Source organism: Hongsoonwoonella zoysiae, assembly GCF_013266695.1.
In the GTDB taxonomy this organism is placed as follows: Bacteria; Pseudomonadota; Alphaproteobacteria; order Rhizobiales; family Stappiaceae; genus Hongsoonwoonella; species Hongsoonwoonella zoysiae.
On the sequence record NZ_JABRXF010000002.1, the window covers coordinates 900,658 to 921,536 of the forward strand.

The following is a 20,879-nucleotide window of genomic DNA, read 5'->3' on the forward strand; positions in this document are numbered from 1 at the left end:
CCCCGCAGATCGTCTATAGCGCAATCGCGGTGCTTGCAGCACCCTGATGTGGCTATTAGCTTCCCTCTACAAAGATAAACCGATCCGGGATTGTAAAAGACCCATGAAAGTGAACCCGTCCGTCGTCGACACGATCGGCAACACCCCCCTAATCCGCCTCCGTCAGGCGTCCGAGCTTACGGGCTGCGAAATCTACGGCAAGGCGGAATTCATGAACCCCGGCCAATCGGTGAAGGACCGGGCTGCGCTGTTCATCATCCGGGATGCGGAGGAACGCGGCCTTTTGAAACCGGGCGGCGTCATCGTGGAAGGGACTGCCGGCAACACCGGCATCGGCCTTGCCCTCGTCGGCAATGCGCTCGGGTATCGCTCCGTCATCGTCATTCCCGAAACCCAGAGCCAGGAAAAGAAGGACATGCTGCGCCTTGCCGGCGCGCATCTGATCGAGGTTCCGGCCGTTCCCTACAAGGATCCGAACAACTACGTGAAGCTATCGGGCCGGCTTGCCGAACAACTGGCGAAGACCGAGCCTCACGGCGCGATCTGGGCGAACCAGTTCGACAACACGGCGAACAGGCGCGCCCACATCGAGACCACCGCTCCTGAAATCTTCGAGCAGACGGACGGCCGGGTGGACGGTTTCGTCAGTGCGGTCGGCACGGGCGGAACGCTCGCCGGCACCGGCATGAAGCTCAAGGAACTGAAGCCCGGCGTGAAAATCGGCCTTGCCGATCCGATGGGTTCGGCCATTTACGGGCATTACGCCCATGGCGAGTTGAAGGCGGAAGGTTCGTCGATCACCGAAGGCATCGGCCAGGGGCGGATCACCGCCAATCTCGAGGGTGCGCCGGTCGACATGGCCTTCCAGATCCCCGACGAGGAGGCCTTGCCGATCTGCTACGACCTCCTGGAGCATGAAGGCCTCTGCCTCGGCGGGTCTTCAGGCATAAACGTTGCGGGTGCGATCCGCATGGCAAAGGAGCTCGGGCCCGGCCACATCATCGTCACCGTGCTTTGCGACTACGGGACCCGCTATCAGTCGAAGATGTTCAATCCTGCGTTCCTGCGCGAAAAAGGCCTGCCTGTGCCCGGCTGGCTTGAACGCGAGATCGACATTTCGGTACCTTTCGAATGAACGGAAAACGAGGCGAGTGAGCTGAAAGATGGAGGGCGCGGTCGAACATGATGTCCGGATTGTCGACCTGATCCTCACAAATCTGCACATCATCGCGCTGGCGACGCTCGTTCTTTATACCCTGAGCGCCGTCTGCGCGGTGCGCGAGGTGTTGCACAGCCGAACCTCGCAAGGCTCAATCGCCTGGCTCCTTTCGCTAATCTTCCTGCCTTTTCCGACGGCGTTTCTCTATCTGGTCTTCGGGTGGAAGCGCTTCGATGATTATGTCGATGTCCGCACCCATGCCGGACGGGAAACGCGCACGAAGCGGGCCGAGGAGCTTGGCCTTTCCGACCGGCAGGCAACGGCTGCCTGGCCGGTTCTGTCTCGCGTTGCGCAGCTGCCGTTTCTTGCCGGAAATTCGGTCGACGTTCTTATCGACGGTGAAGCGACCTTCGCGTCCATTCTTGACGGTATCGATCGCGCAGAGGAATTCATTCTCTTCCAGTTCTTCATCGTTCATGACGACAACATCGGCCGCAAGGTTGCGAACGCACTGATCGAGCGGGCGAAGGCCGGCGTCGAAGTCTTGTTTCTTTATGACGAAATCGGCAGCAAATCCTTGCCGAAGTCCTATCTTGCCCGGCTGAGCGACGCCGGCATCAAGGTTTCCGGCTTCAACAAGCGTCACAAGATCCTGCGCATGACGGGGCCCATGCGGCTCAACTACCGCAACCACCGGAAAATCGTGGTCGTTGACGGCAAATGCGCATGGGTCGGCGGACATAACGTGGGCGATGAATACCTCGGCCACGATCCCTCGTTCGGCCATTGGCGCGACACGCATGTGCGTGTCGAGGGTCCTTCCGCGTTTTCCTGCGCCCTGGTTTTCGCCGAAGACTGGCATTGGGCGACGGGAAAACCTCTCGGCATGCTCTCTCCCGGCAATGTTCCGGAAAAAACGGGAAACGAGCCTGTTCTCGTCATGCCGACGGGACCGGCCGATGCGTTGGAGGATTGCGCGATCGCCTTTACCGAAGCGATTTCGCGCGCCCGAAAGCGGCTTTGGATCGTCAGTCCCTATTTCGTGCCGGGCATGGACGTGCTGACATCGCTTTATGCTGCGGCCATGCGCGGCGTGGATGTGCGCATCCTTTTGCCGAAAAAGGCCGACCATTGGCTGGTCTGGCTTGCCAGCTATGCCCATGCGGACGACCTCGTAGATCACGGCATCCGTATCTATCGCTACAACAAGGGGTTTTTGCATCAGAAAGTCATGCTCGTCGATGATGAGATTGCCAGCGTCGGGACAGTCAATTTCGACAATCGCTCCTTCCGCATCAATTTCGAAATCACGCTCTGGTTCACGGGTGATACGACGATTTCCGCAATCGAAAAGATGCTGGAGGCCGATTTCAAGGGCAGTATCGAGGAGCCGCGAAACGTCCTTTCCACGCGCTCTTATGCCTTCCGTTTCGCAGCCCAGGCGGCGCGCCTTTTCTCTCCCATCCTGTGAGTTTCCATTCGCCTCCAAATCTGTAAGGTTGGATCAACAGATTCCGCCATTGCAGAGGATACCGATGACCGAGCCGCTATTTCGCGACGATGCCTACCTGCGCACCTGCGATGCCACTATCACACAAGTGAACGATCGGGGCGGCATCGTGTTGGACCGCACCATTTTTTACGCGACCGGGGGCGGCCAGCCGGGCGACAGCGGCCATCTGGAGCTTGAGGATGGCTCAAGAGTAGAGATTGCGACGACCGTTTATGGCGACGACCGCAAGGAAATCGTCCATGTTCCGGCCGAGGGCCAGACGCTGCCGCAAGCCGGCGCGAAGGTCGTCGTCCATCTCGACTGGGCGCGGCGCTACCGGCTGATGCGCGTTCACACCGCGCTCCACCTTCTTTCCGTTGCACTTCCCTTTCCCGTCACCGGCGGCCAGATCGGCGAGGGTGGGGGCAGGCTTGATTTCGACATTCCCGAAGCCACGCTCGACAAGGAAGAGATCGCCGCGAAGGTGAATGAAATCGCCGTAGGCGATCATCCAGTCACTACCGAATGGATCACCGACGAGGAGCTTGAGGCCAACCCGGGCCTTGTCAAAACCATGAGCGTGAAGCCGCCGATGGGCTCTGGCCGCGTTCGCCTCGTCAGGATCGGAGAGGATGTCGACCTTCAGCCTTGTGGCGGCACGCATGTTTCGCGCACGTCCGAGATTGGCCCGCTTGCCGTTACGAAGATCGAGAAAAAGGGCCGCCAGAACCGGCGCGTCCGCATTCGTCTGGAGGATTGAGCGATGAGATTGCAAGGCTCCTGCCGCTGCGGTGCGGTGTGCTTCGAAGTGGACTCCAGCACACCCTATCCCTTCATGCGCTGCTACTGCGGCATCTGCCGTAAGACGGACGGAGGCGGGGGCTATGCGATCAACATCATGGGCGATTTCGCAACGCTCAAGGTTGAAGGCGAAGACGCCATCTCCATGTTCCACGCCGAGACGGAGGAAGGCGTCAGCCCTGGCGAGCGGCGTTTTTGCAAGCATTGCGGCTCGGCCCTTTGGGTTTACGATCCGCGCTGGCCGGAGCTTGTCCATCCTTTCGCAAGCGCGATAGATACGCCCCTTCCCTCACCGCCCGAAACCGTGCACATCATGCTCGAATTCAAGCCAGGCTGGGTAGAAGTGCCGGAGGGCGCGAACCACCGCCACTATCCCGGTTATCCGGAACAATCGATCGAAGACTGGCACCGCGCCCATGGCCTGCTGCTCAATGACCCATCAGAGGAACCAAAATGACCGATAGCCCGATCGTCAGCACCGAGTGGCTTGCCAAAAACATCGATGCGCCGGATCTGGTCGTCGTCGACGGCTCCTGGTATCTGCCGGCGCATCAGCGCGATCCTAAGGCTGAATACCGGGCGGAACATATTCCGGGTGCGGTCTATTTCGATATCGACGATATCGCCGATACCTCCTCCTCCCTGCCGCACATGCTGCCCGCCCCCCATGTCTTTTCCTCAAAGATGCGCAAGCTCGGCATCGGCGATGGACAGACCATCGTCGTCTACGACGGCATGGGCCTTCTCTCCGCAGCCCGCGTGTGGTGGATGTTCAAGGCGATGGGCGTGGAAAGCGTCTATGTGCTCGACGGTGGACTGCCGAAGTGGAAGGCGGAAGGCCGGCCTGTCGATGACGATCCCGTCCATCGGCCCGAACGGCATTTTTCCGCCCGCCTCGATAATGCGTTGGTCAGGGATTACGACATGGTGCGTTCGGCCCTTGGAAACGGCGGCGCACAGGTCGTGGATGCACGCTCCGCCGCCCGCTTCAAAGGCGAAGCGCCGGAGCCAAGGCCGGAGCTGTCAAGCGGCCATATGCCGGGCTCGCTAAATCTTCCTTTCGATCAACTGCTTGAAAACGGCGCCTTGCGCTCACCCGAGGAAATCGAGACCGCCTTCAGGCAGGCCGGCGTCGATTATTCCAGGCCCGTCATCACAAGCTGCGGCTCGGGCGTGACAGCGGCCATTCTCTTCCTCGCGCTCGACATGACCGGGCACCGCAACATTGCCCTCTACGACGGTTCCTGGACCGACTGGGCCTCGCGCGACGGCGCGGTGATCGAGAAGAATTCCTGAGCAAGGCAACTCTTGATACGCGGCCCGATAGACGGGCTGCGTTTCAGGGGCGAAAAGCCAGTTATCCTAATGCCTCGTGAATTCGGATCTTATAAGGTGTTCTTTGAGTTGAGGGTTTTTCGGATCATAATTAAGAACGGTAATCTTGTTCTTCCGAGCTTCCAGCCACGGCAATCGCTCCTCAATTTCCATCGAGAGCGGCTCTCGCGTGAAAGAAATCCTCGCTCCGAGGAACCTTGCTGAGGGTCCATAGGTCGCGGCGAGGTTTTTCGGGTCCACCTGCTCCACGCTGTCAAGCTCAGGCTCATTGGCGAAGCGGACCAGCATGGGCATTTCGTCTATGGGAACTTCGCAGTCGTTCCACAGCATCCGGATCCGCCAGATGAAGACGGCATAACCAAATCTCCCGACCCGCAATCCACAAACGGTCGGTACAAAGGCGGAATAATACCGTTTTGCGAGGTGAAATGCCGTCGGTTTGTCCGCGGGCGGTGGGTAGCGCATCAGCGCATAAAGCGTGCCACGCTCGTCAAGATCGATCGCAACCGCTTCGCCGTAAAACTCATAATGGGCACTTGTTTGGGACAACCCTCGGAATATTCTCGCCCCTCCTGTAGCCGTAAGCTGCTGAACCGCGCCGCCAGTGTAATTTTTCCCGTCGATCTCGACGGATATTTCGAGACGGTAACGCTTCTCCGTAGTCGGGATGAAAATCGCCTTGCAGCTGGATACGAGTAAAATCGGCAGACCGATGATAATCAAAAGCCGTCTTGTGGATTTGGGCAAGGACCGCCTGTCTTCCATAATCAAAACTCCCTTCGAAAAAATCCTTTAATGAATTCAGTTGAATATCCAACCGTCAAAGCTTTGAGTTCAGTCCCCTTGAAAGAACATGGCGCGCCAATTGCCTCGCTCCCCACGGCTGGCGTCCATCTTCAACCACAACCGTAAATAAAAAGGGCCGGCGCAATGGCCGGCCCTTCGTATCGCTTGAGCAATTTCCGCCTCAGTGATGCAGGATCTGGCTCAGGAACAGTTTCGTGCGCTCATGCTGCGGGTTGGAGAAGAACGGCTCCGGCTCGTTCTGCTCCACGATCTGGCCCTGGTCCATGAAGATCACCCGGTTGGCGACCTGCCGCGCGAAGCCCATTTCGTGGGTCACGCAAAGCATGGTCATGCCTTCCTCGGCAAGGCCCACCATCACGTCCAGCACTTCCTTGATCATCTCCGGATCGAGCGCCGATGTCGGCTCGTCGAAGAGCATGATCTTCGGGTTCATGCACAGCGAGCGGGCGATCGCCACGCGCTGCTGCTGACCGCCGGAAAGCTGGCCCGGATATTTTTTCGCCTGCTCGGGGATCTTTACCCGCTCCAGATAGTGCATGGCGATGTCTTCGGCTTCCTTGCGCGGCATCTTGCGCACCCAGATCGGCGCCAGCGTGCAGTTCTCAAGGATCGTGAGGTGCGGGAACAGGTTGAAGTGCTGGAACACCATGCCGACCTCGCGGCGGATCTCGTCGATCTTCTTGAGGTCGTCGGTCAGCTCGATCCCGTCGACGACGATCGAGCCCTGCTGGTGTTCCTCCAGCCTGTTGATGCAACGGATCATCGTCGACTTGCCGGAGCCCGAAGGCCCGCAGATGACGATGCGCTCGCCGCGCATGACGCGCAGGTCGATGTCCTTCAGCACGTGGAAGTCGCCGTACCACTTGTTCATCTTGGTGATTTCGATAGCGACGTCCGTGCTGGAGATCTCCATCTTCTTGCGAGGAGCGCCGGCAGTTGCTTCCGTTGCGGTTGTCGTTTCGGTCATTGGGTTACTCCGCAATTTCCCTCTGGGCTCGGTGGCCCTTGTTGTTGTCGGCGCCCGTCAGCGCTTGTGCCCGGTGTGCAGCTTCTTCTCCATGAAGAGAGAATATCGCGACATGCCGAAGCAGAAGATCCAGAAGATCACCGCCGCGAAGAGATAGCCGGTATGGCTTTGCGACGGCGATGACCATGTGGGATCGGTGAAGGACGACTGCACCTGGCCGAGCAGATCGAACATACCGACGATCAGGACGAGCGTCGTATCCTTGAACAGCCCGATGAAAGTGCCGACGATGCCCGGGATCACGAGCTTCAGCGCCTGCGGCAGGATGATGAGGCGCATCATCTGCCAGAATCTCAGCCCAAGCGCCTGCGCACCTTCGTACTGCCCGCTGGGAATTGCCTGCAGGCCACCGCGCACCACTTCCGCCATATAGGCGGAGGAGAAGAGCGTCACGCCGATCAGCACGCGCATGAGCTTGTCGAATGTCACGCCTTCGGGCAGGAACAGCGGCAGCATCACCGAGGCCATGAAAAGCACGGTGATAAGCGGCACGCCACGCCAGAACTCGATGAAGATGACCGACAAGAGCCTGACGATTGGCATGTCCGACCGGCGCCCCAGCGCCAGCAGGATGCCTATAGGCAGGGAGACCGTAATGCCCGTGATCGCGATGACGAGCGTCACCAGCAGGCCGCCCCACTGGCTCGTCTCCACGACCGGAAGGCCGAAGTAGCCGCCGACCAGAAGAATGAAGGAGATGATCGGGAAAGCCACCAGAAGAAGCAGCGCGTTGATCCGCTTGCCCGGGACGGTCGGTATGAGCATGGGCACAATGAGCAGCGCGAACAAAAGGTAGACGATATCGACCCTGTAACGCTCCTCCACCGGATAGCGGCCATAAATGAACTGCGGGAAATACGCTTCCACATATGGCCAGCAGGCGCCGACCTCGCGACCAACGTTCTGCGCAAGGCAGGCGTCACGGTTATCGCCCGTCCACACCGCATTGATGAATGCGAAGTTGATGATCGGCGCGAAGATCGAATACGCGAGCCAGACGCCGATAAGCGTCAGGATCGTGTTGGGGATGCTCGAAAACAGGTTTCGCCGCATCCAGCCGACGATGCCGCTCGTGCTCACCGGTGCCGGCTTCGCTTGCGCGTCCGTTGTGCGCACGTAGGAAAGATCAGTCATATCCGTCATCTTGTCTCTCCTACCGCTCCACGAGCGCCATGCGCTGGTTGTACCAGTTCATGAAGGCCGACGTCGCAAGCGACAGCGACAGATAGACCAGCATCCAGATACCGATCACCTCGATAGCCTGACCCGTCTGGTTCAAAACCGTGCCGCCGACGGAAACGAGATCCGGGTAGGCGATCGCCACCGCGAGCGAGGAGTTCTTCGTGAGGTTCAGATATTGGCTTGTCAGCGGCGGAATGATCACACGCATAGCCTGCGGGATGATGACGAGGCGCAGCGTCGGGCCATGGCGAATTCCCAGTGCATGGGCTGCTTCCGTCTGGCCGTGGCTCACGGCCTGGATGCCGGCGCGCACGATTTCCGCGATGAAGGATGCCGTGTAGAACGACAACGCCAGCAGCAGAGCGATGAATTCCGGAATGACGTTGGTGCCTATGCCGATCTGGAACCCGCGCCGCAGGATCGGGCCTTCGTGAACGAATTCCGGATGTTCGAGCGAGATCGGCATGCCGGTCACAAGGTAGGCGATCACCGGTAGGCCGATGATCAGGCCGAACGCGGTCCAGAACACGGGAAACTGCTGTCCCGTCGCCATCTGCCGTTTGTGGGCCCAACGCTTGACGATGAAGGCAAGCACGATACCGGCGATCAGCGCGCCGACAACGATGGAAGAACCCGATTCATAGATCGGCTTCGGCATCCAGAGTCCGCCGATATTGAGGAACATCACGCCGAATAGGGAAAGCGGCTCGCTTCGCGAATCCGGCACGGCCCTGAGTGCCGCGAAATACCAGAAGAATATCTGCAGCAGCAGCGGTATGTTGCGGAGGATCTCGATGTAGCAATACGCCAGTTTCGAGATCACCCAGTTGTTCGAAAGCCGTGCGATACCGACGATGAACCCGATGATCGTCGCCATAATGATACCGACCGCGGCTACCGCGATGGTGTTGAATATGCCGACCAGGAGTGCCCGGCCGTAGCTGGAAACCTCGCTGTATTCCACCAGCGACTGGATGATGCCGAATCCGGCGGTGGTTTCCAGGAAGCCAAACCCGGCCGCGATGTTGCGCTTTTCCAGATTTATGATCGTGTTGTGAACGATTTCCCAGCCGATATAGGCCACCGCGGCGACCAAGACCACCTGGTAGAATATACCCCTGACTTTAGGGTCGTTCACTAGGGAGGCACGTGGTGGCTTTCCCACCAGCTCCTGCTCCTGAACAGCCATTTGCCCTCGCCTGAATCTGCCGACGGGTCGGCGAATCCGCGCAGCTCTTCGCCACGCCGTGCCGCCAGACCAGTCCCGCCTCAAATGCCGCCGCCGCCTTAATCGCGATCTTTGCGGCTAACGCACGAAACCTTTCGGATTCGGCGCCTTCAATAATCTATCACAAAAGCTCCGGCCGGATCATTTCCCGGCCGGAGCCTTCACATTTGCGTCAATCCGATTAGCGGATCGGCGGTGCGTACTGCAGGCCACCCTGCGACCACAACGCGTTCAGGCCGCGCGAAATCCCGAGCGGCGTGTCCGGGCCGACGTTGCGCTCGAACATCTCGCCGTAGTTGCCCACATGCTTGATGATCCGGTACGCCCAGTCGTTGCTGAGGCCGACGGCTTCACCGAACGCGCCTTCCGCGCCCAACATCCGCTTGATGGACGGATTGTCGGAGTTCTTCATCTCGTCGACGTTCGCGGACGTCACGCCGAGTTCTTCGGCATTAACCTGCGCGAAGTGAACCCACTTGGCGATGTTGAACCACTGGTCGTCGCCCTGCTGGACGACCGGACCGAGCGGCTCCTTGGAGATGATTTCCGGCAGAACCATGTGCTCGCCAGGGTTGGTGAGCTTCAGGCGCTGTGCGTAAAGGCCGGAGGCGTCCGTCGTGTAGACGTCGCAGCGCTTCGCGTCATAGGCCTGCACGACCTCGTCGGCCTTTTCGAAGGCGACGATTTCATACGGCATGTTGTTGGCGCGGAAGTAGTCGGCGACGTTCAGCTCGGTCGTCGTACCGGTGTTGGTGCAAATGCGCGCGCCGGAAAGCTCCAGGGCGGACGTCACGCCAAGCGACTTGCGGACCATGAAGCCCTGGCCGTCGTAGTAGTTCACGCCGGCGAAGTTCAGGCCGAGCTGCGTGTCGCGGGACATCGTCCAGGTCGTGTTGCGGGAAAGCACGTCCACTTCGCCAGACTGCAGCGCAGTGAAGCGTTCCTTGGCCGACAGCGGCGTGAACTTCACAGCCTGCGGGTCGTCGAAGATCGCGGCCGCCATTGCGCGGCAGTAATCAACGTCGAGGCCGGACCAGTTGCCCGCGGAATCAGGGTTTGAGAAGCCCGGGAGACCTTGGCTCACGCCACACTGGATGAACCCCTTGGCCTTGACATCGTCAAGCTTTGCGGCGTTTGCGCCAGACGCGGCGGCCACACCCATCGCGGCTCCGAGCAAGATTGGAAGGATCTTTGTTTTCATGAATCTGCAGCCTTTTCTGTTGTCCTTAGGATGCTTGGCTTTGGAGACAACGGCCGTAGGCTCGGGCGCTACGGAAGGCAAGATCGGCTTTAAAGACTACCTTCACCTGTAATACCCCTCCCCGACGGCCACCTCTGCTCGTTTTGTTCTTTTCGGCAAAGATGTTTTAACCGTCGTCTCTGGCTTGCATTCGAGGGCATTTGGCGGGCAGGGTCAAGTGGTTCGCGCGTAAACAAACGCCAATCCGAATATTTTTTCACAAGGCGAAAAGCCATTCCCTGCACAGAAGGTGAACATGCCTAACAAGAGTTCAGATCTTGTACGATCTTTGGACACACGCCTCGCGCATGGCGGGAGCCATCCGCTTGAAAATCAAGGATTCGTGAATCCGCAGGTCATACATGCATCGACGGTTCTGTTTCCGGATGTGGAAACGATGCTGTCTGGAAAATCGAAGTATACCTATGGACGGCGGGGCAACCCGACGTCCGACGCTCTGGTTGAAGCGGTCGTGGATCTGGAAGGCGCGGCAGGCGCCGTCCTTTGCCCGTCCGGGCTCAACGCAGTTTCCGTTGCCCTGCTCTCATGTCTCAAGGCGGGCGATCATCTCCTGATGGTCGACACCGTTTACGGGCCCGGACGCAAGTTCTGCGACGAGGTGCTCGTGAAATTCGGCGTCGAGATCGAATACTACGACCCCGCCGTCAGCGGGAACGTCGAAAAGCTTTTCCGGGCGAACACAAGGGCGGTATATGCGGAAGCGCCGGGGTCGCTCACCTTCGAAATGCAGGATATCCCGGCGATAGTCGCGGCTGCCCGCCGGCATGACGTGCTGGTGCTGATGGACAACACCTGGGCGACGCCTGTCTTCTTCCGCCCTCTCGAGCATGGCGTGGATCTCAGCATCCAGGCGGCAACGAAATACATCGTTGGCCATTCGGACGTCATGCTCGGAACGGTCGCGGCGAACGAACGCGCCTGGAAAGCGCTACATGCAACCCACGGTTACATGGGAGCCCACGTCGGGCCGGACGATGTTTATCTTGGCCTGAGGGGCCTGAGGACCATGGGCGTACGCCTTCGCCAGCACATGAAGAACGCCCTGGAGGTTGCGCGCTGGCTGGAAAAGCACCCGTTTGTTGCGCGCGTTCGCCATCCCGGCCTCGAATCGGATCCCGGGCACGCTTTATGGAAGCGGGATTTCGACGGTGCGAGCGGCCTCTTCGCCTTCGATTTCAAGGAGGGCGTTTCCGTGAAGCAGTCGCATGCCTTCGTCGACGCGTTGAGCCTGTTCGGCCTCGGCTATTCCTGGGGCGGGTATGAAAGCCTCGCCCTGCCAGTGATCCTGAAAGGGCAGCGAACCGTGACGCAGCCCGGCGAACAGGCAAGCATCCGCTTGCACATCGGCCTTGAGGACATGGATGACCTCAAGGCGGATCTGGAACGCGGTTTTTCTGCTGTCTCCGGCTGATGCCGGGCCCAGTTCGCCAATCGGGCACGGTCTGCGAATAAGGCTGCGTTCAGTTTGCGAAAAGAATGCCGAATTGCGCCGGAGCGACCTCCGGCAATGTAAACGCATAGGTGCCCGCCGTGATCAGCACGGCGGCCACCGCCGCCGGCGCGACGGCGGCAAGCGCATTTCCCGCCGCAAAGCGGCGGGCCGCCGCTCCCGCTCCGATAAGGCCGAACACGGCAAGCACAGCGCCGGGAGGTGACGGCCATAGACCGAGCGTCACCGGCACGACGAAGGAAACCGCGGCAAGGGCGAGCGCGGGCAGGATGTAGACAGCCGCCGCGGTCCATCCGGCGACCCTGCCCGACGGTTCTGCTTGCGCCCGGGCAAGCGTCACCCCGGCCAGAACCGCCAGCGGCGGCATGACCGGCAAAGCGCCATGCGGAAATCCCGACGCGGTGAATTCGAGCAGGGCCAACGCCGGCAGGGCCCAGCAAAGCAGGAAAACCACCTCGTTGGAGCGGATATCGCGCCATATGCCGGCAAGGGCGAAAATCAGGAAAGCCGGCAGCGGCCAGAAGGCAGCAAAGGCCGCGAGGGTATTGACCGGCGGCGGCATGGTACTCACAGCCCCGCCCCGCAGCACCGCCGACAACATGTCGTTAAAGGCTGCCGCTCCAGCAGAAAGGTAAGCCCCAACGAACATGGGCGCGACGATCGCAAGTAAGATCGCAAGCCCCGGCAGCGGCGCCACCGCCTCTAGCCACCGGACCTCGCGGCGCACGCCGCAAAGGGCGGCGATCGTAAGCAAGATAACGGCAGGCATGGTCAGGCCGCCGGCCAAAACGCCAAGGCCGAGCGCCAGCCAGAAAATCGAGATCCAGGCCCAGCTCCGTTTCTCCCTTTCCCCTTGCCAGATCCTCGCAAGCGCGCCTTGTGCCGCCAGGATGGCCGCAAGCAGGACCGTATCGGGTGTGGCAAGGCGCGCCTGCGCCGCCAAAAGAAGGGTAAGCGCGGCTAGTATTCCCGCCAGAAAGGCAGCCTGCGGCGGCGCGAAGGCCCGCGCCAGCCAATAAACCAGCAACACGCTGAGCACGGCCGCTGCCACGGAAGGCAGGCGATACATCCAGACCTCGGCATCCCTACCATTTGCGAGTGTCCTGACGGCAGCGACCTGAAGCCAGTGAACGCCGGGCGGATGATTGTGGCCCATGGCAGCCTGGATGCCAGGATCGAAGTAGCCCTCCGTTTCCACCATCTGTTTCGTGGCTTCCACGAATTCAGCCTCACCGGGCGCTAACGCGGGAAGTTGGAATACGCCCGCAACGGTCATCGCAAGCGAAAGGACGACGAGCGCGGCCGGCGCAAGCAGGCGCAATCCCAGCACCTTGAGCCAGAGCGGCTTCACCGCGTCGCGGGCGGGTTTTGCCCCATCGGATGTCGGCATGGTGGCGTCGGTCATCACCGGTCCCGAGTTTCGGCCTTCTTCGTTTTCCTGGCGTTCAAACCTCACGTTAGATCAGCCGGAACGCCCGCCTGCAAGGCGCTTTGCCGGCGGCGATGCGGCTTCCAGAATATTCGCATCTGCCTCACATTATTCTCACACAAGAAAAGAAACGCCACATCGCGTTGTCACAAGGCTTTCGCACCGGGCCGCTATCGGCGAAGTTGATGGGAAACCGAATTTTACGAGGAACTTCGCGATGACGCTGATCGCCCAGATCACGGATTTGCACATTCGGCCGAACGGCCTTGCCTGCAGAAGGGTCAGCGAGACGAATATGCTCGCCGAGCGGGCGGTCCGTGTTTTGAACGCGCTCGACCCGCAGCCCGACGCGATCGTCATAACCGGAGATATCGCCGACGGGGGGGATGAGCGTGAATATGCGACAGCGCGCGCGCTTCTCTCGCGGCTTCGCGTTCCCGTTTACATGATGCCGGGCAACCACGATCTCACAGGGCGGATGCGCGCTGGCCTTTCCGGCTTTCCGGGCATCGAGGGCGGAACGCCCGGCAAGATGCATTATACCGCGGACATCGGTGCGCTACGGCTCATAGCGCTGGACAGTTCCGTGCCGGGCGGCGCCCATGGCGAGCTTGGCGAAGAGCAGCTCGCGTGGCTGGACCGGAACCTCGGCGAAACCGGGCGACCGACGGTCGTCGCCCTGCATCATCCTCCGGCGATCCTCGGCATCCGCCACATGGACGCGATCGCCCTGATCGACCGGGAGGCCTTCACCGCTGTCATCTCGAAGCATCCCCATGTGGAGCGGGTCATTTGCGGCCATGTCCACCGGTCGATCGTCACCCGCTTCGCCGGAACCGTCATGGCGCTTGCGCCAAGCACGGCACATCAGGTCGTGCTCGACTTGCATGAAGACGCCCCGCCGGCGTTCGTCATGGAGCCGCCGGCCTTTTTTCTCCATCATTTCACCAAGGATTCAGGGCTTGTGACGCATCTTGCCTATGTGGAAAGCTATCCGGGCCCCTTCCCCTTCATCTTCGACGAGGGTGTGGCCTGACGGATGGCGGCAAATTCGGGAAGGCTCGCGTTGCTGAAATTCGCATACCCCGTCGAGGCTGCGGGCGGAAAACGGCGTATTGGCGCCGTTGTATTCCTTATGGCCATCGGCTTGCTTCTTACGGCCTGTGCTTCCTTCAGGCCCGGAGCGGACGACGCCGAGGTCGTCGACGTCCCGGTCGACGGACCGGCCGCACTTGCCAACGTCAACGCCTACCGGTCTTCGCGCGGGCTGCATGCCCTTTCGCTCGACCCGCGCCTGAATGAAGTTTCCAGGGAAATGGCCCATCTGATCGCCCGCCACGACAGCTTGGACGTGCGCGCCCACAGCGCATCGGGCCTTGCGCGGCGGCTTGACGGGTCAGGCTATGAAAATTACGCGGGCGCGGAAAATCTCGGCGCCGGATATCGCGACTTCGATGCGGCGCTTGCCGGGTGGAAGGGCTCGAAGGATCACGACAAGAACCTTCTGAACCCTTACGTCACCCGTGTCGGTTTCGCGCGCACCAGACGATCGGACGGCAAATGGCGGAATTTCTGGGTGATGATCCTGTCACGGCCGAAGGAGGACGGCCCTCCCGACGTCGACTGACCTGGCTCAAACCTGGTCGCGCGGCCCGAGGATATTCAGCGTTTCCTTGTAAAGGTCCGAAACCTTGCCTGCGACGGCCGCATTCACCTTGAAAGCCTGTTCGGACTGAACAAGTTCGACCAGCGCCGCAGCCGTGTCGCCTGAAAGAGGGTCGGCGCCGCGCACCGACACAGCGGCTTCCACGGGCTCGACATCCCTTCCCCGTTCATCCCGAGAAAGCGCCTCGGCGCCTTGCGTGCCGGATTGGACGATCCGCCCCGCCGCATCCGCGAAGCGGGTGGAGGCGTCATGCAGGCCGGAGAGGGAGGTATCGAGAGCGGACATGGGCGAAACGTAGATTTTCCGTCTTAAATGAGTTTGAAGGCGCTTCCTAAAATTTGAACGATTCAATGAATTCGGCATTCCACCAGGTGGTAATGCCGTTTTCCTCATCGTATAAGCTTGAATACGCTACGTTATATTTTCTTCCAAAGGTTCATGCCGAACTTCCTCTACATCAGCCCGTTCTTTGCGCCGATGCGCCGCGTCGGCGCGCTCGATCCGCTCAAGATCACCAGGCACCTTCCACACTACGGATGGCAACCGGTGGTTTTGGCCGACCAGTCCCCTTCGGAACCTGCTGACGATACGCTGTCGGATTTCATCCCGCCGGGCATGATCGTGGACAGAAGCTACAGCGGACGTCAGGGGTTCGACTACCGGCCACGGGTTGCGGAACCGACCGGAGCCCGTGCACCGACGCTCGCGCAGCGCATTTCCCGGTGGGCATCCGAGCGCGATTTCCTGCCGATAGGAGATTACGGCGCCTTTCACAAAAATGCGCTTTCCAGCGCCAAGTCGCTGCTGGAAAAAAATCCATGCGATCTCATCGTCGCCCAATCGAGCCCTGTGGCTTCCTTGCTCGTAGGCCGGGAGCTTGCGTTGGAGACCGGCCTTCCGCTCGTCACGATATTCGGCGATCCGTGGCGCCTTTGCGAACGTCGCAACCCCAAACGCCTTCCACACACGCGAATCGCCAATTTCTTTCACGAACGGCGTGTTATCGATACAAGCCAGAAAGTGATTGTCTATACAGAACAGTGTCGGAACGGCTACCGCGCAGTCTATTCGCACCGGGACCTGGAAACATTTGTTTCCTTCCACAACGGCTTCGATCGCGCACTTCAGACGATGGATTGGAGCGGTTCGATGCCTTCCCCCTCGCTCTTGTTCTTCGGGACTTTCGGCGATGTGGTAAAGGCCGCGCCGCTGATCCACCTGCTGGCCAAAACGTCGGAAACCGGTGGCCGTTCAGCCGCGCTGCAGCTTGTCCTCACGCATCCTCCGTCAGCGGAAGACATGGCGCTCGCCGAAAGCCTCGGCGTATCCCGCCGCATCACGATCATCGGCCATCAGCCCTATGCGGCGGCACAGGCCATTTTCGAAAAGGCGGATGTGCTGGTCGAGATCAACACGACAGCCCAGCGCATCGTCGCCAAGACCTATGATTACCTGGCGTCCTCAAGGCCCATCCTGTCCATCGGGCCCGGGCATCCCGAGCTTGAGCGGATGTTTACGCAAATCGGCTCCGCGCTTCACGTAAGACCGGACGACCTGGAAAAAGCCGTTTCCTTCCTCGACGATTGCTTGGCAGGCGTCATTCCCGCGCGCCCGCGCGGGGCCTCGGAAAATTACTCGTTCCGCACCCAGGCTCAGATTATAGCGGCAGCCTTCGACGCGGCGGCCAGCGCGAAAACGCCAAGCAGGACAAGGAGACCGTCGAGGATCAGGTGAAAAAGGAAATTGTCCGGCAAAAGCCGGGCATTGATGCGGTTGATCCGCCGGCTTTTGCGGTACTTGCGGGCCTCTGTCTCGGATGCTTTGTACGGCGAACCGCCGATCGGCAGTTTCGAGACGATCTTTTCCAGCCCTATGAAGTTCTTGCCCGGACAATGAAGAACGCAGGGCAGACTGTCCGTAACCAGATTACGAAGCCGCCCGTCCTCGACCCGGTAATCCTCTTCTTCCAGCCCCGTCCGCCCGGCCGTGCAGGTGAAGATCTCCTGATCGTAGTCGAGCGCAAGCTCGGATGGATGTTTCACATAATACCGGTTGATGACAGTCTGGTCGGAAGCAGCCTGCGTCGCATCGATCCTTTGCAGGAATTCACGCATATAGCCGGCTCTTCCGATGTAGGAGCCGGAATTGATGAAACGATAGGGTCGCTTGCCCTTGGGATATCGAAGCCAGACCGGAAATCGTGAGAAAAACCCGCCGTTGACGTTGCAATTCTGCTCCGTCGAAAACACAAGCGGATGCCCGAATGCATCGAATTTGCGCTCGATTTCTTCAGCGCCTGCAAGAAAAACGACATCGTAGCCGTCGACGAACATGACGATCTCGTCCGGCTCCTGCGCCGAAAGATACTCGATCACATATGCGATCTTTGCGCCGTGCCCCGGATAAGGACGCCCCTCGCCGATCACCTCCAGCGGGATTCCGTGATACCGGCATGACCGTCTGAGCCGCTCGAGTTTCGGGCTCGCGGCGGTGTCAACCGTGATGAATTTCATGGGAGAGGGTCCAGGCTTTATCGGAAATCGGATTCAGGCAAGCAGGCATCGCGACCGCTGCTATGCGGCATCACCAGTCCGGTCGGTTGCACCAGCACGGTCGGTTGCGGCCTTGATCGTAGGGCTTGCGCGGCAACCTTCGAAATTACGAAAATTGAAAAGGCCGTTACCGATCCAGACGGTGATCGAATCGCCGCACCTCTTTCTTTACGATCAAAATATAGATCCAGGCTAAATTACGATTTCTATAACAATTTTCCTTTAATGATATAAAATAATAAAGTATATAATTTGAGTATTATATTTTTTAACTTAACGATAGCACTATTAGTTCAGAATAAAAAATAATTCGACCATTACGTAAGTTAATGCAAAAAAGAGATATGAATCGATTGCACCCGACCTCTCTTCCGGCTCGCCCCGGACTATCCGCGCTATTGCCTCTGCGCATTCAAGGAAACCGCGACGCTTTCGAGGCGGAACGGACGAACTATCTGCTGCAGAGCCTTTCAAGGCATGCCGCCGCAGGCACATTCGACTGCGTCGTCATCGCCATGCCGCCGAGCGATATCGAGGCGGGACGCGCGGCGTTCGCGGGCTGGCCCGGCCTGAACATTCGCATCATGGACGAAACGGAACTCGTTCCCGAAGTCGCCGATCAGGGAACGGTCAGCGGATGGACCAAGCAGCAGATCATCAAGCTCGCCGGTGCCGCGCGCCTTGAAGGCGATTTCGTGCTGACGCTTGATGCCGATGCCTTGTGCGTCAAGCCGATTTCACGGGACATCCTGCTCCCCTCCGGCAAGGCGCTGATCGATCCCGGCGGCACGCACCGCACCTCCTGGTGGAACGCTTCGGCCAGATTGCTGGGAGTGAAGAAACCGAATGGCGGACGTACGATTGGCGTGACGCCCGTGCTGATGTCGAGCGAGATTTGCAGACGCACCCTTGATCGCCTGACGAAGCGCGCGCCGAAGGGCGACTGGTTCGAATATCTGGTCAAGGCTCTGCGCAGCAATGCCCTGCACCAGTACATCCCAGGTTACAAACATTGGTATCGCTGGAGCGAATACACTCTCTACTTCCTCGTCGGCAGAGAGGAAGGCCTGCTGGACCGTTATCACACGCCCGCGGGCACAAGGGAGCATCCGGATCGCCTGCTATGGGAAAACTCCGTTTGGCGATTCGAATGTTTCGACCGGCTAAGGGAAGAGGAGCCGGGCGGCATATTTCTCGTGGTCCAGTCCAACATGAAAGAACCCTACCCTCTGGTCCGGGAAAAAATGCTCGAATACGGGCTGATAGAACCCGCTCAGGTTGAGCGGATCGGCCAATAGCGCCGTCGCGGTTTCCGCTCTTCTCACACGTGATGACGCAACGGGGCTGGAGTGCGGGTACAAACGGAACCATATTCAGGTTCCAGCGAACACTCATCGCGACATTCCGCCCTCAACTCTTCGAGCAATTCCGACAATGACACGCAACGCCAATCCACTTCTCACCGAATGGTCCACGCCTTTCGAACTGCCTCCGTTCGGCGATATCGACGCTTCTCATTTTCGCGAAGCCTTCGACATCGCCTTGAAGGAGGCTCGCACGGAAATCGACGCTATTGCAGATCAGCCCGATGCCCCGTCGTTCGAAAACACAATCGTCGCGCTTGAGAAAAGCGGGAAGGCGCTGACGAAGGTCGCGACCGTCTTCTTCAACCTGTCCGGCGCCAATACCTCGCCCGCGCTACAGGAGATCGAGCGCGAGATGGCGCCGAAACTGTCGCGCCACCACAGCCAGACGATGCTGAATTCAGCACTTTACGGCCGTGTGGCAAAACTCTGGGAAAGCCGGGATGACCTTGGTCTTTCGCCGGAGGACGCCCGCGTTCTTGAGCGATATCACACGTCCTTCGTGCGCGCAGGCGCGGCACTCGACGAAAAAGCCAAGGTACGAATGGCCGAGATTTCGCAGTCGCTGGCGGAGCTTGGCACGGCATTCTCCCAAAACGTTCTCGCTGACGAAGCCGATTATGCACTCTTTCTGGAAGGCGAGGATGAATTGGCCGGATTGCCCGATTTTCTGCGCGCCTCGGCGGGAGCAGCCGCTGCCGAGCGGGGCGCGGAGGGTAAATTCGCGATCACGCTGTCACGCTCGCTGATCGAGCCGTTCCTGCAATTTTCTTCCCGGCGCGATCTTCGCGAGCAGGCCTTCCGCGCCTGGGCGAGCCGGGGCGAAAACGGCAATGGATTCGACAATCGCAAGATCATCGCGAAAACGCTGAAACTGAGGAAGGAACGCGCGAACCTTCTCGGCTTCGATAACTTCGCCGAATTCAAGCTCGACGACACGATGGCCAAGACGCCGGCAGCCGTGCGCGAACTCCTTGAGGGCGTCTGGAATCCTGCGGCGGAAGCGGCTCGCAAAGAGGCCGAAGCTTTGGCAGAAATTGCCCGAAGCGAGGGAAACAATGCCGGCATCGCCCCATGGGACTGGCGTTATTACGCAGAAAAACTGCGCAAGGCTGAGCATGATCTGGATGAGGCCGAGCTGAAGCCCTACCTCCAGCTTGAAAACATCATACAGGCGGCGTTTGACACGGCGAGAAGGCTTTTCGGCCTGAATTTCGAGGAAAAGAAGGGCCTTCCCGTCTATCACCCGGATGTCCGCGCCTTTGAGGTGAGCGACAAGGACGGCAATCATGTCGGCCTTTTTCTGGGGGATTATTTCAATCGGGCGTCCAAGCGCAGCGGCGCCTGGATGAGCGTTTACCGCCGCCAGCACAAGCTTGACGGCGAGGTCCGTCCCATCGTCGTCAACGTCATGAACTTCGCCAAGGGCGGTGTGGGCGAGCCTGCGCTTCTCACCTTCGACGATGCGCGCACTCTCTTTCACGAATTCGGCCACGCCCTTCACGGCCTTTTGTCGGACGTCACCTACCCGGTCATTTCGGGCACCTCGGTTGCCCGCGATTTCGTAGAGCTTCCCTCCCAGCTCTACGAGCATTGGCTGTCCGAGCCGGAAGTGTTGTCGAAATACGCCGTCCACTACAGGACGGGCGAGCCTATGCCGCGGGAATTGCTCGACCGTCTCCTTGCCGCGCGCAACTTCAACCAGGGCTTTGCGACCGTCGAATATCTGGCCTCCGCCCTATACGATCTCGACGTTCACTCGCGACCCGAATTCGACGGCATCGAGGTCGGCGATCTCGAAAAGGAAACGCTAGGCCGCATCGGCATGCCGGATGAGATCATCATGCGCCATCGCCCGACGCATTTCGCCCATGTCTTTTCAGGCGACGGTTATTCCTCGGGCTATTACAGCTACATGTGGTCGGAGGTGATGGATGCCGACGCCTTCACCGCATTCGAGGAAAAGGGCGATATTTTCGACCCCGAAACCGCGGGAAAACTCAAGGAGTTCATATATTCCGCGGGCGGCAAACAAGACCCGGCCGAGGCTTACGTGAGTTTCCGCGGCCGCCTGCCCGACGTCGGCCCGCTTCTGGAAAAGCGCGGGCTGAAGGTAGCTTGATCGG

Annotated in this window: 19 protein-coding genes; 11 read left to right on the forward strand and 8 right to left on the reverse strand. The window is 59.7% G+C overall.

Annotated features, from left to right (window positions below; genetic code table 11):
- Positions 1 to 103: 103 nt before the first annotated feature.
- The 5 genes from HPQ64_RS15330 (at position 104) to sseA (ending at position 4,748) form a co-directional block, all read left to right on the forward strand.
- Positions 104 to 1,135 (forward strand): cysteine synthase A, encoded by a 1,032-nt coding sequence (locus HPQ64_RS15330; RefSeq protein WP_172889371.1) that lies wholly within the window; start codon positions 104 to 106, stop codon positions 1,133 to 1,135.
- A 28-nt stretch (positions 1,136 to 1,163) separates the two neighbouring features.
- Positions 1,164 to 2,630, forward strand: a complete 1,467-nt coding sequence (gene cls / locus HPQ64_RS15335) for a cardiolipin synthase (protein ID WP_172889372.1) — start codon at positions 1,164 to 1,166, stop codon at positions 2,628 to 2,630.
- A 64-nt stretch (positions 2,631 to 2,694) separates the two neighbouring features.
- Positions 2,695 to 3,411 (forward strand): alanyl-tRNA editing protein, encoded by a 717-nt coding sequence (locus HPQ64_RS15340; protein ID WP_172889373.1) that lies wholly within the window; start codon positions 2,695 to 2,697, stop codon positions 3,409 to 3,411.
- 3 nt (positions 3,412 to 3,414) lie between these two features.
- Positions 3,415 to 3,909 carry a GFA family protein gene (locus tag HPQ64_RS15345; RefSeq protein WP_172889374.1) on the forward strand — a complete coding sequence of 165 codons (495 nt, stop codon included), beginning with the start codon at positions 3,415 to 3,417 and terminating at the stop codon, positions 3,907 to 3,909.
- Positions 3,906 to 4,748: a 3-mercaptopyruvate sulfurtransferase gene (gene sseA, locus HPQ64_RS15350; RefSeq protein WP_172889375.1), complete on the forward strand. Its 843-nt coding sequence runs from the start codon at positions 3,906 to 3,908 to the stop codon at positions 4,746 to 4,748. Before HPQ64_RS15345 ends, sseA begins: the two co-directional genes overlap by 4 nt.
- Positions 4,749 to 4,814: 66 nt before the next feature.
- On the opposite strand, the gene HPQ64_RS15355 is transcribed toward sseA, so the two are convergent.
- From HPQ64_RS15355 to HPQ64_RS15375, 5 genes are all read right to left on the reverse strand, one after another.
- Complete coding sequence (locus tag HPQ64_RS15355; protein ID WP_172889376.1) at positions 4,815 to 5,552, reverse strand: hypothetical protein; 738 nt, start codon at positions 5,550 to 5,552, stop codon at positions 4,815 to 4,817.
- Positions 5,553 to 5,754: 202 nt separating this feature from the next.
- Entirely contained in the window at positions 5,755 to 6,561 is an 807-nt protein-coding gene (locus tag HPQ64_RS15360; RefSeq protein ID WP_281358304.1) for an amino acid ABC transporter ATP-binding protein, read from the reverse strand.
- A 57-nt stretch (positions 6,562 to 6,618) separates the two neighbouring features.
- On the reverse strand, positions 6,619 to 7,764 hold the full coding sequence (locus HPQ64_RS15365) for an amino acid ABC transporter permease (protein WP_172889377.1): 1,146 nt from the start codon (positions 7,762 to 7,764) through the stop codon (positions 6,619 to 6,621).
- A gap of 10 nt (positions 7,765 to 7,774) precedes the next feature.
- Positions 7,775 to 8,992, reverse strand: a complete 1,218-nt coding sequence (locus tag HPQ64_RS15370; protein WP_172889378.1) for an amino acid ABC transporter permease — start codon at positions 8,990 to 8,992, stop codon at positions 7,775 to 7,777.
- Between the two features lie 220 nt (positions 8,993 to 9,212).
- Positions 9,213 to 10,193, reverse strand: coding sequence for an amino acid ABC transporter substrate-binding protein (locus HPQ64_RS15375; RefSeq protein ID WP_172889379.1), 981 nt, complete (start codon positions 10,191 to 10,193; stop codon positions 9,213 to 9,215).
- A 334-nt stretch (positions 10,194 to 10,527) separates the two neighbouring features.
- Between HPQ64_RS15375 and metC the strand changes: the two genes are divergently transcribed.
- Positions 10,528 to 11,703, forward strand: a complete 1,176-nt coding sequence (metC, locus tag HPQ64_RS15380) for a cystathionine beta-lyase (protein WP_172889380.1) — start codon at positions 10,528 to 10,530, stop codon at positions 11,701 to 11,703.
- A 49-nt stretch (positions 11,704 to 11,752) separates the two neighbouring features.
- Here the strand turns inward: metC and HPQ64_RS15385 are convergent, their stop codons facing one another.
- Positions 11,753 to 13,147, reverse strand: coding sequence for an ArnT family glycosyltransferase (locus HPQ64_RS15385; protein WP_172889381.1), 1,395 nt, complete (start codon positions 13,145 to 13,147; stop codon positions 11,753 to 11,755).
- 241 nt (positions 13,148 to 13,388) lie between these two features.
- Between HPQ64_RS15385 and HPQ64_RS15390 the strand changes: the two genes are divergently transcribed.
- Positions 13,389 to 14,207, forward strand: coding sequence for a phosphodiesterase (locus HPQ64_RS15390; RefSeq protein ID WP_172889382.1), 819 nt, complete (start codon positions 13,389 to 13,391; stop codon positions 14,205 to 14,207).
- Between the two features lie 30 nt (positions 14,208 to 14,237).
- Complete coding sequence (locus HPQ64_RS15395; RefSeq protein WP_210260290.1) at positions 14,238 to 14,798, forward strand: CAP domain-containing protein; 561 nt, start codon at positions 14,238 to 14,240, stop codon at positions 14,796 to 14,798.
- Between the two features lie 6 nt (positions 14,799 to 14,804).
- On the opposite strand, the gene HPQ64_RS15400 is transcribed toward HPQ64_RS15395, so the two are convergent.
- The gene (locus tag HPQ64_RS15400; protein WP_172889383.1) at positions 14,805 to 15,122 is read right to left on the reverse strand and encodes a hypothetical protein; all 318 of its coding nucleotides are present in this window, start codon (positions 15,120 to 15,122) and stop codon (positions 14,805 to 14,807) included.
- A gap of 153 nt (positions 15,123 to 15,275) precedes the next feature.
- Between HPQ64_RS15400 and HPQ64_RS15405 the strand changes: the two genes are divergently transcribed.
- Positions 15,276 to 16,571 (forward strand): glycosyltransferase family protein, encoded by a 1,296-nt coding sequence (locus tag HPQ64_RS15405; RefSeq protein WP_172889384.1) that lies wholly within the window; start codon positions 15,276 to 15,278, stop codon positions 16,569 to 16,571.
- Here HPQ64_RS15405 and HPQ64_RS15410 read toward each other — a convergent pair.
- A complete protein-coding gene (locus HPQ64_RS15410; RefSeq protein ID WP_172889385.1) occupies positions 16,490 to 17,350 on the reverse strand; it encodes a glycosyltransferase domain-containing protein in 861 nt (286 codons plus the stop codon). The two genes, HPQ64_RS15405 and HPQ64_RS15410, sit on opposite strands and share 82 nt — an antisense overlap.
- Positions 17,351 to 17,787: 437 nt before the next feature.
- Here HPQ64_RS15410 and HPQ64_RS15415 point away from each other — a divergent pair, with 437 nt between their 5' ends.
- Together HPQ64_RS15415 and HPQ64_RS15420 are read left to right on the forward strand one after the other, a co-directional pair.
- A complete protein-coding gene (locus HPQ64_RS15415) occupies positions 17,788 to 18,687 on the forward strand; it encodes a DUF6492 family protein (protein WP_172889386.1) in 900 nt (299 codons plus the stop codon).
- A 136-nt stretch (positions 18,688 to 18,823) separates the two neighbouring features.
- The gene (locus tag HPQ64_RS15420; RefSeq protein ID WP_172889387.1) at positions 18,824 to 20,875 is read left to right on the forward strand and encodes a M3 family metallopeptidase; all 2,052 of its coding nucleotides are present in this window, start codon (positions 18,824 to 18,826) and stop codon (positions 20,873 to 20,875) included.
- Positions 20,876 to 20,879: the final 4 nt, after the last annotated feature.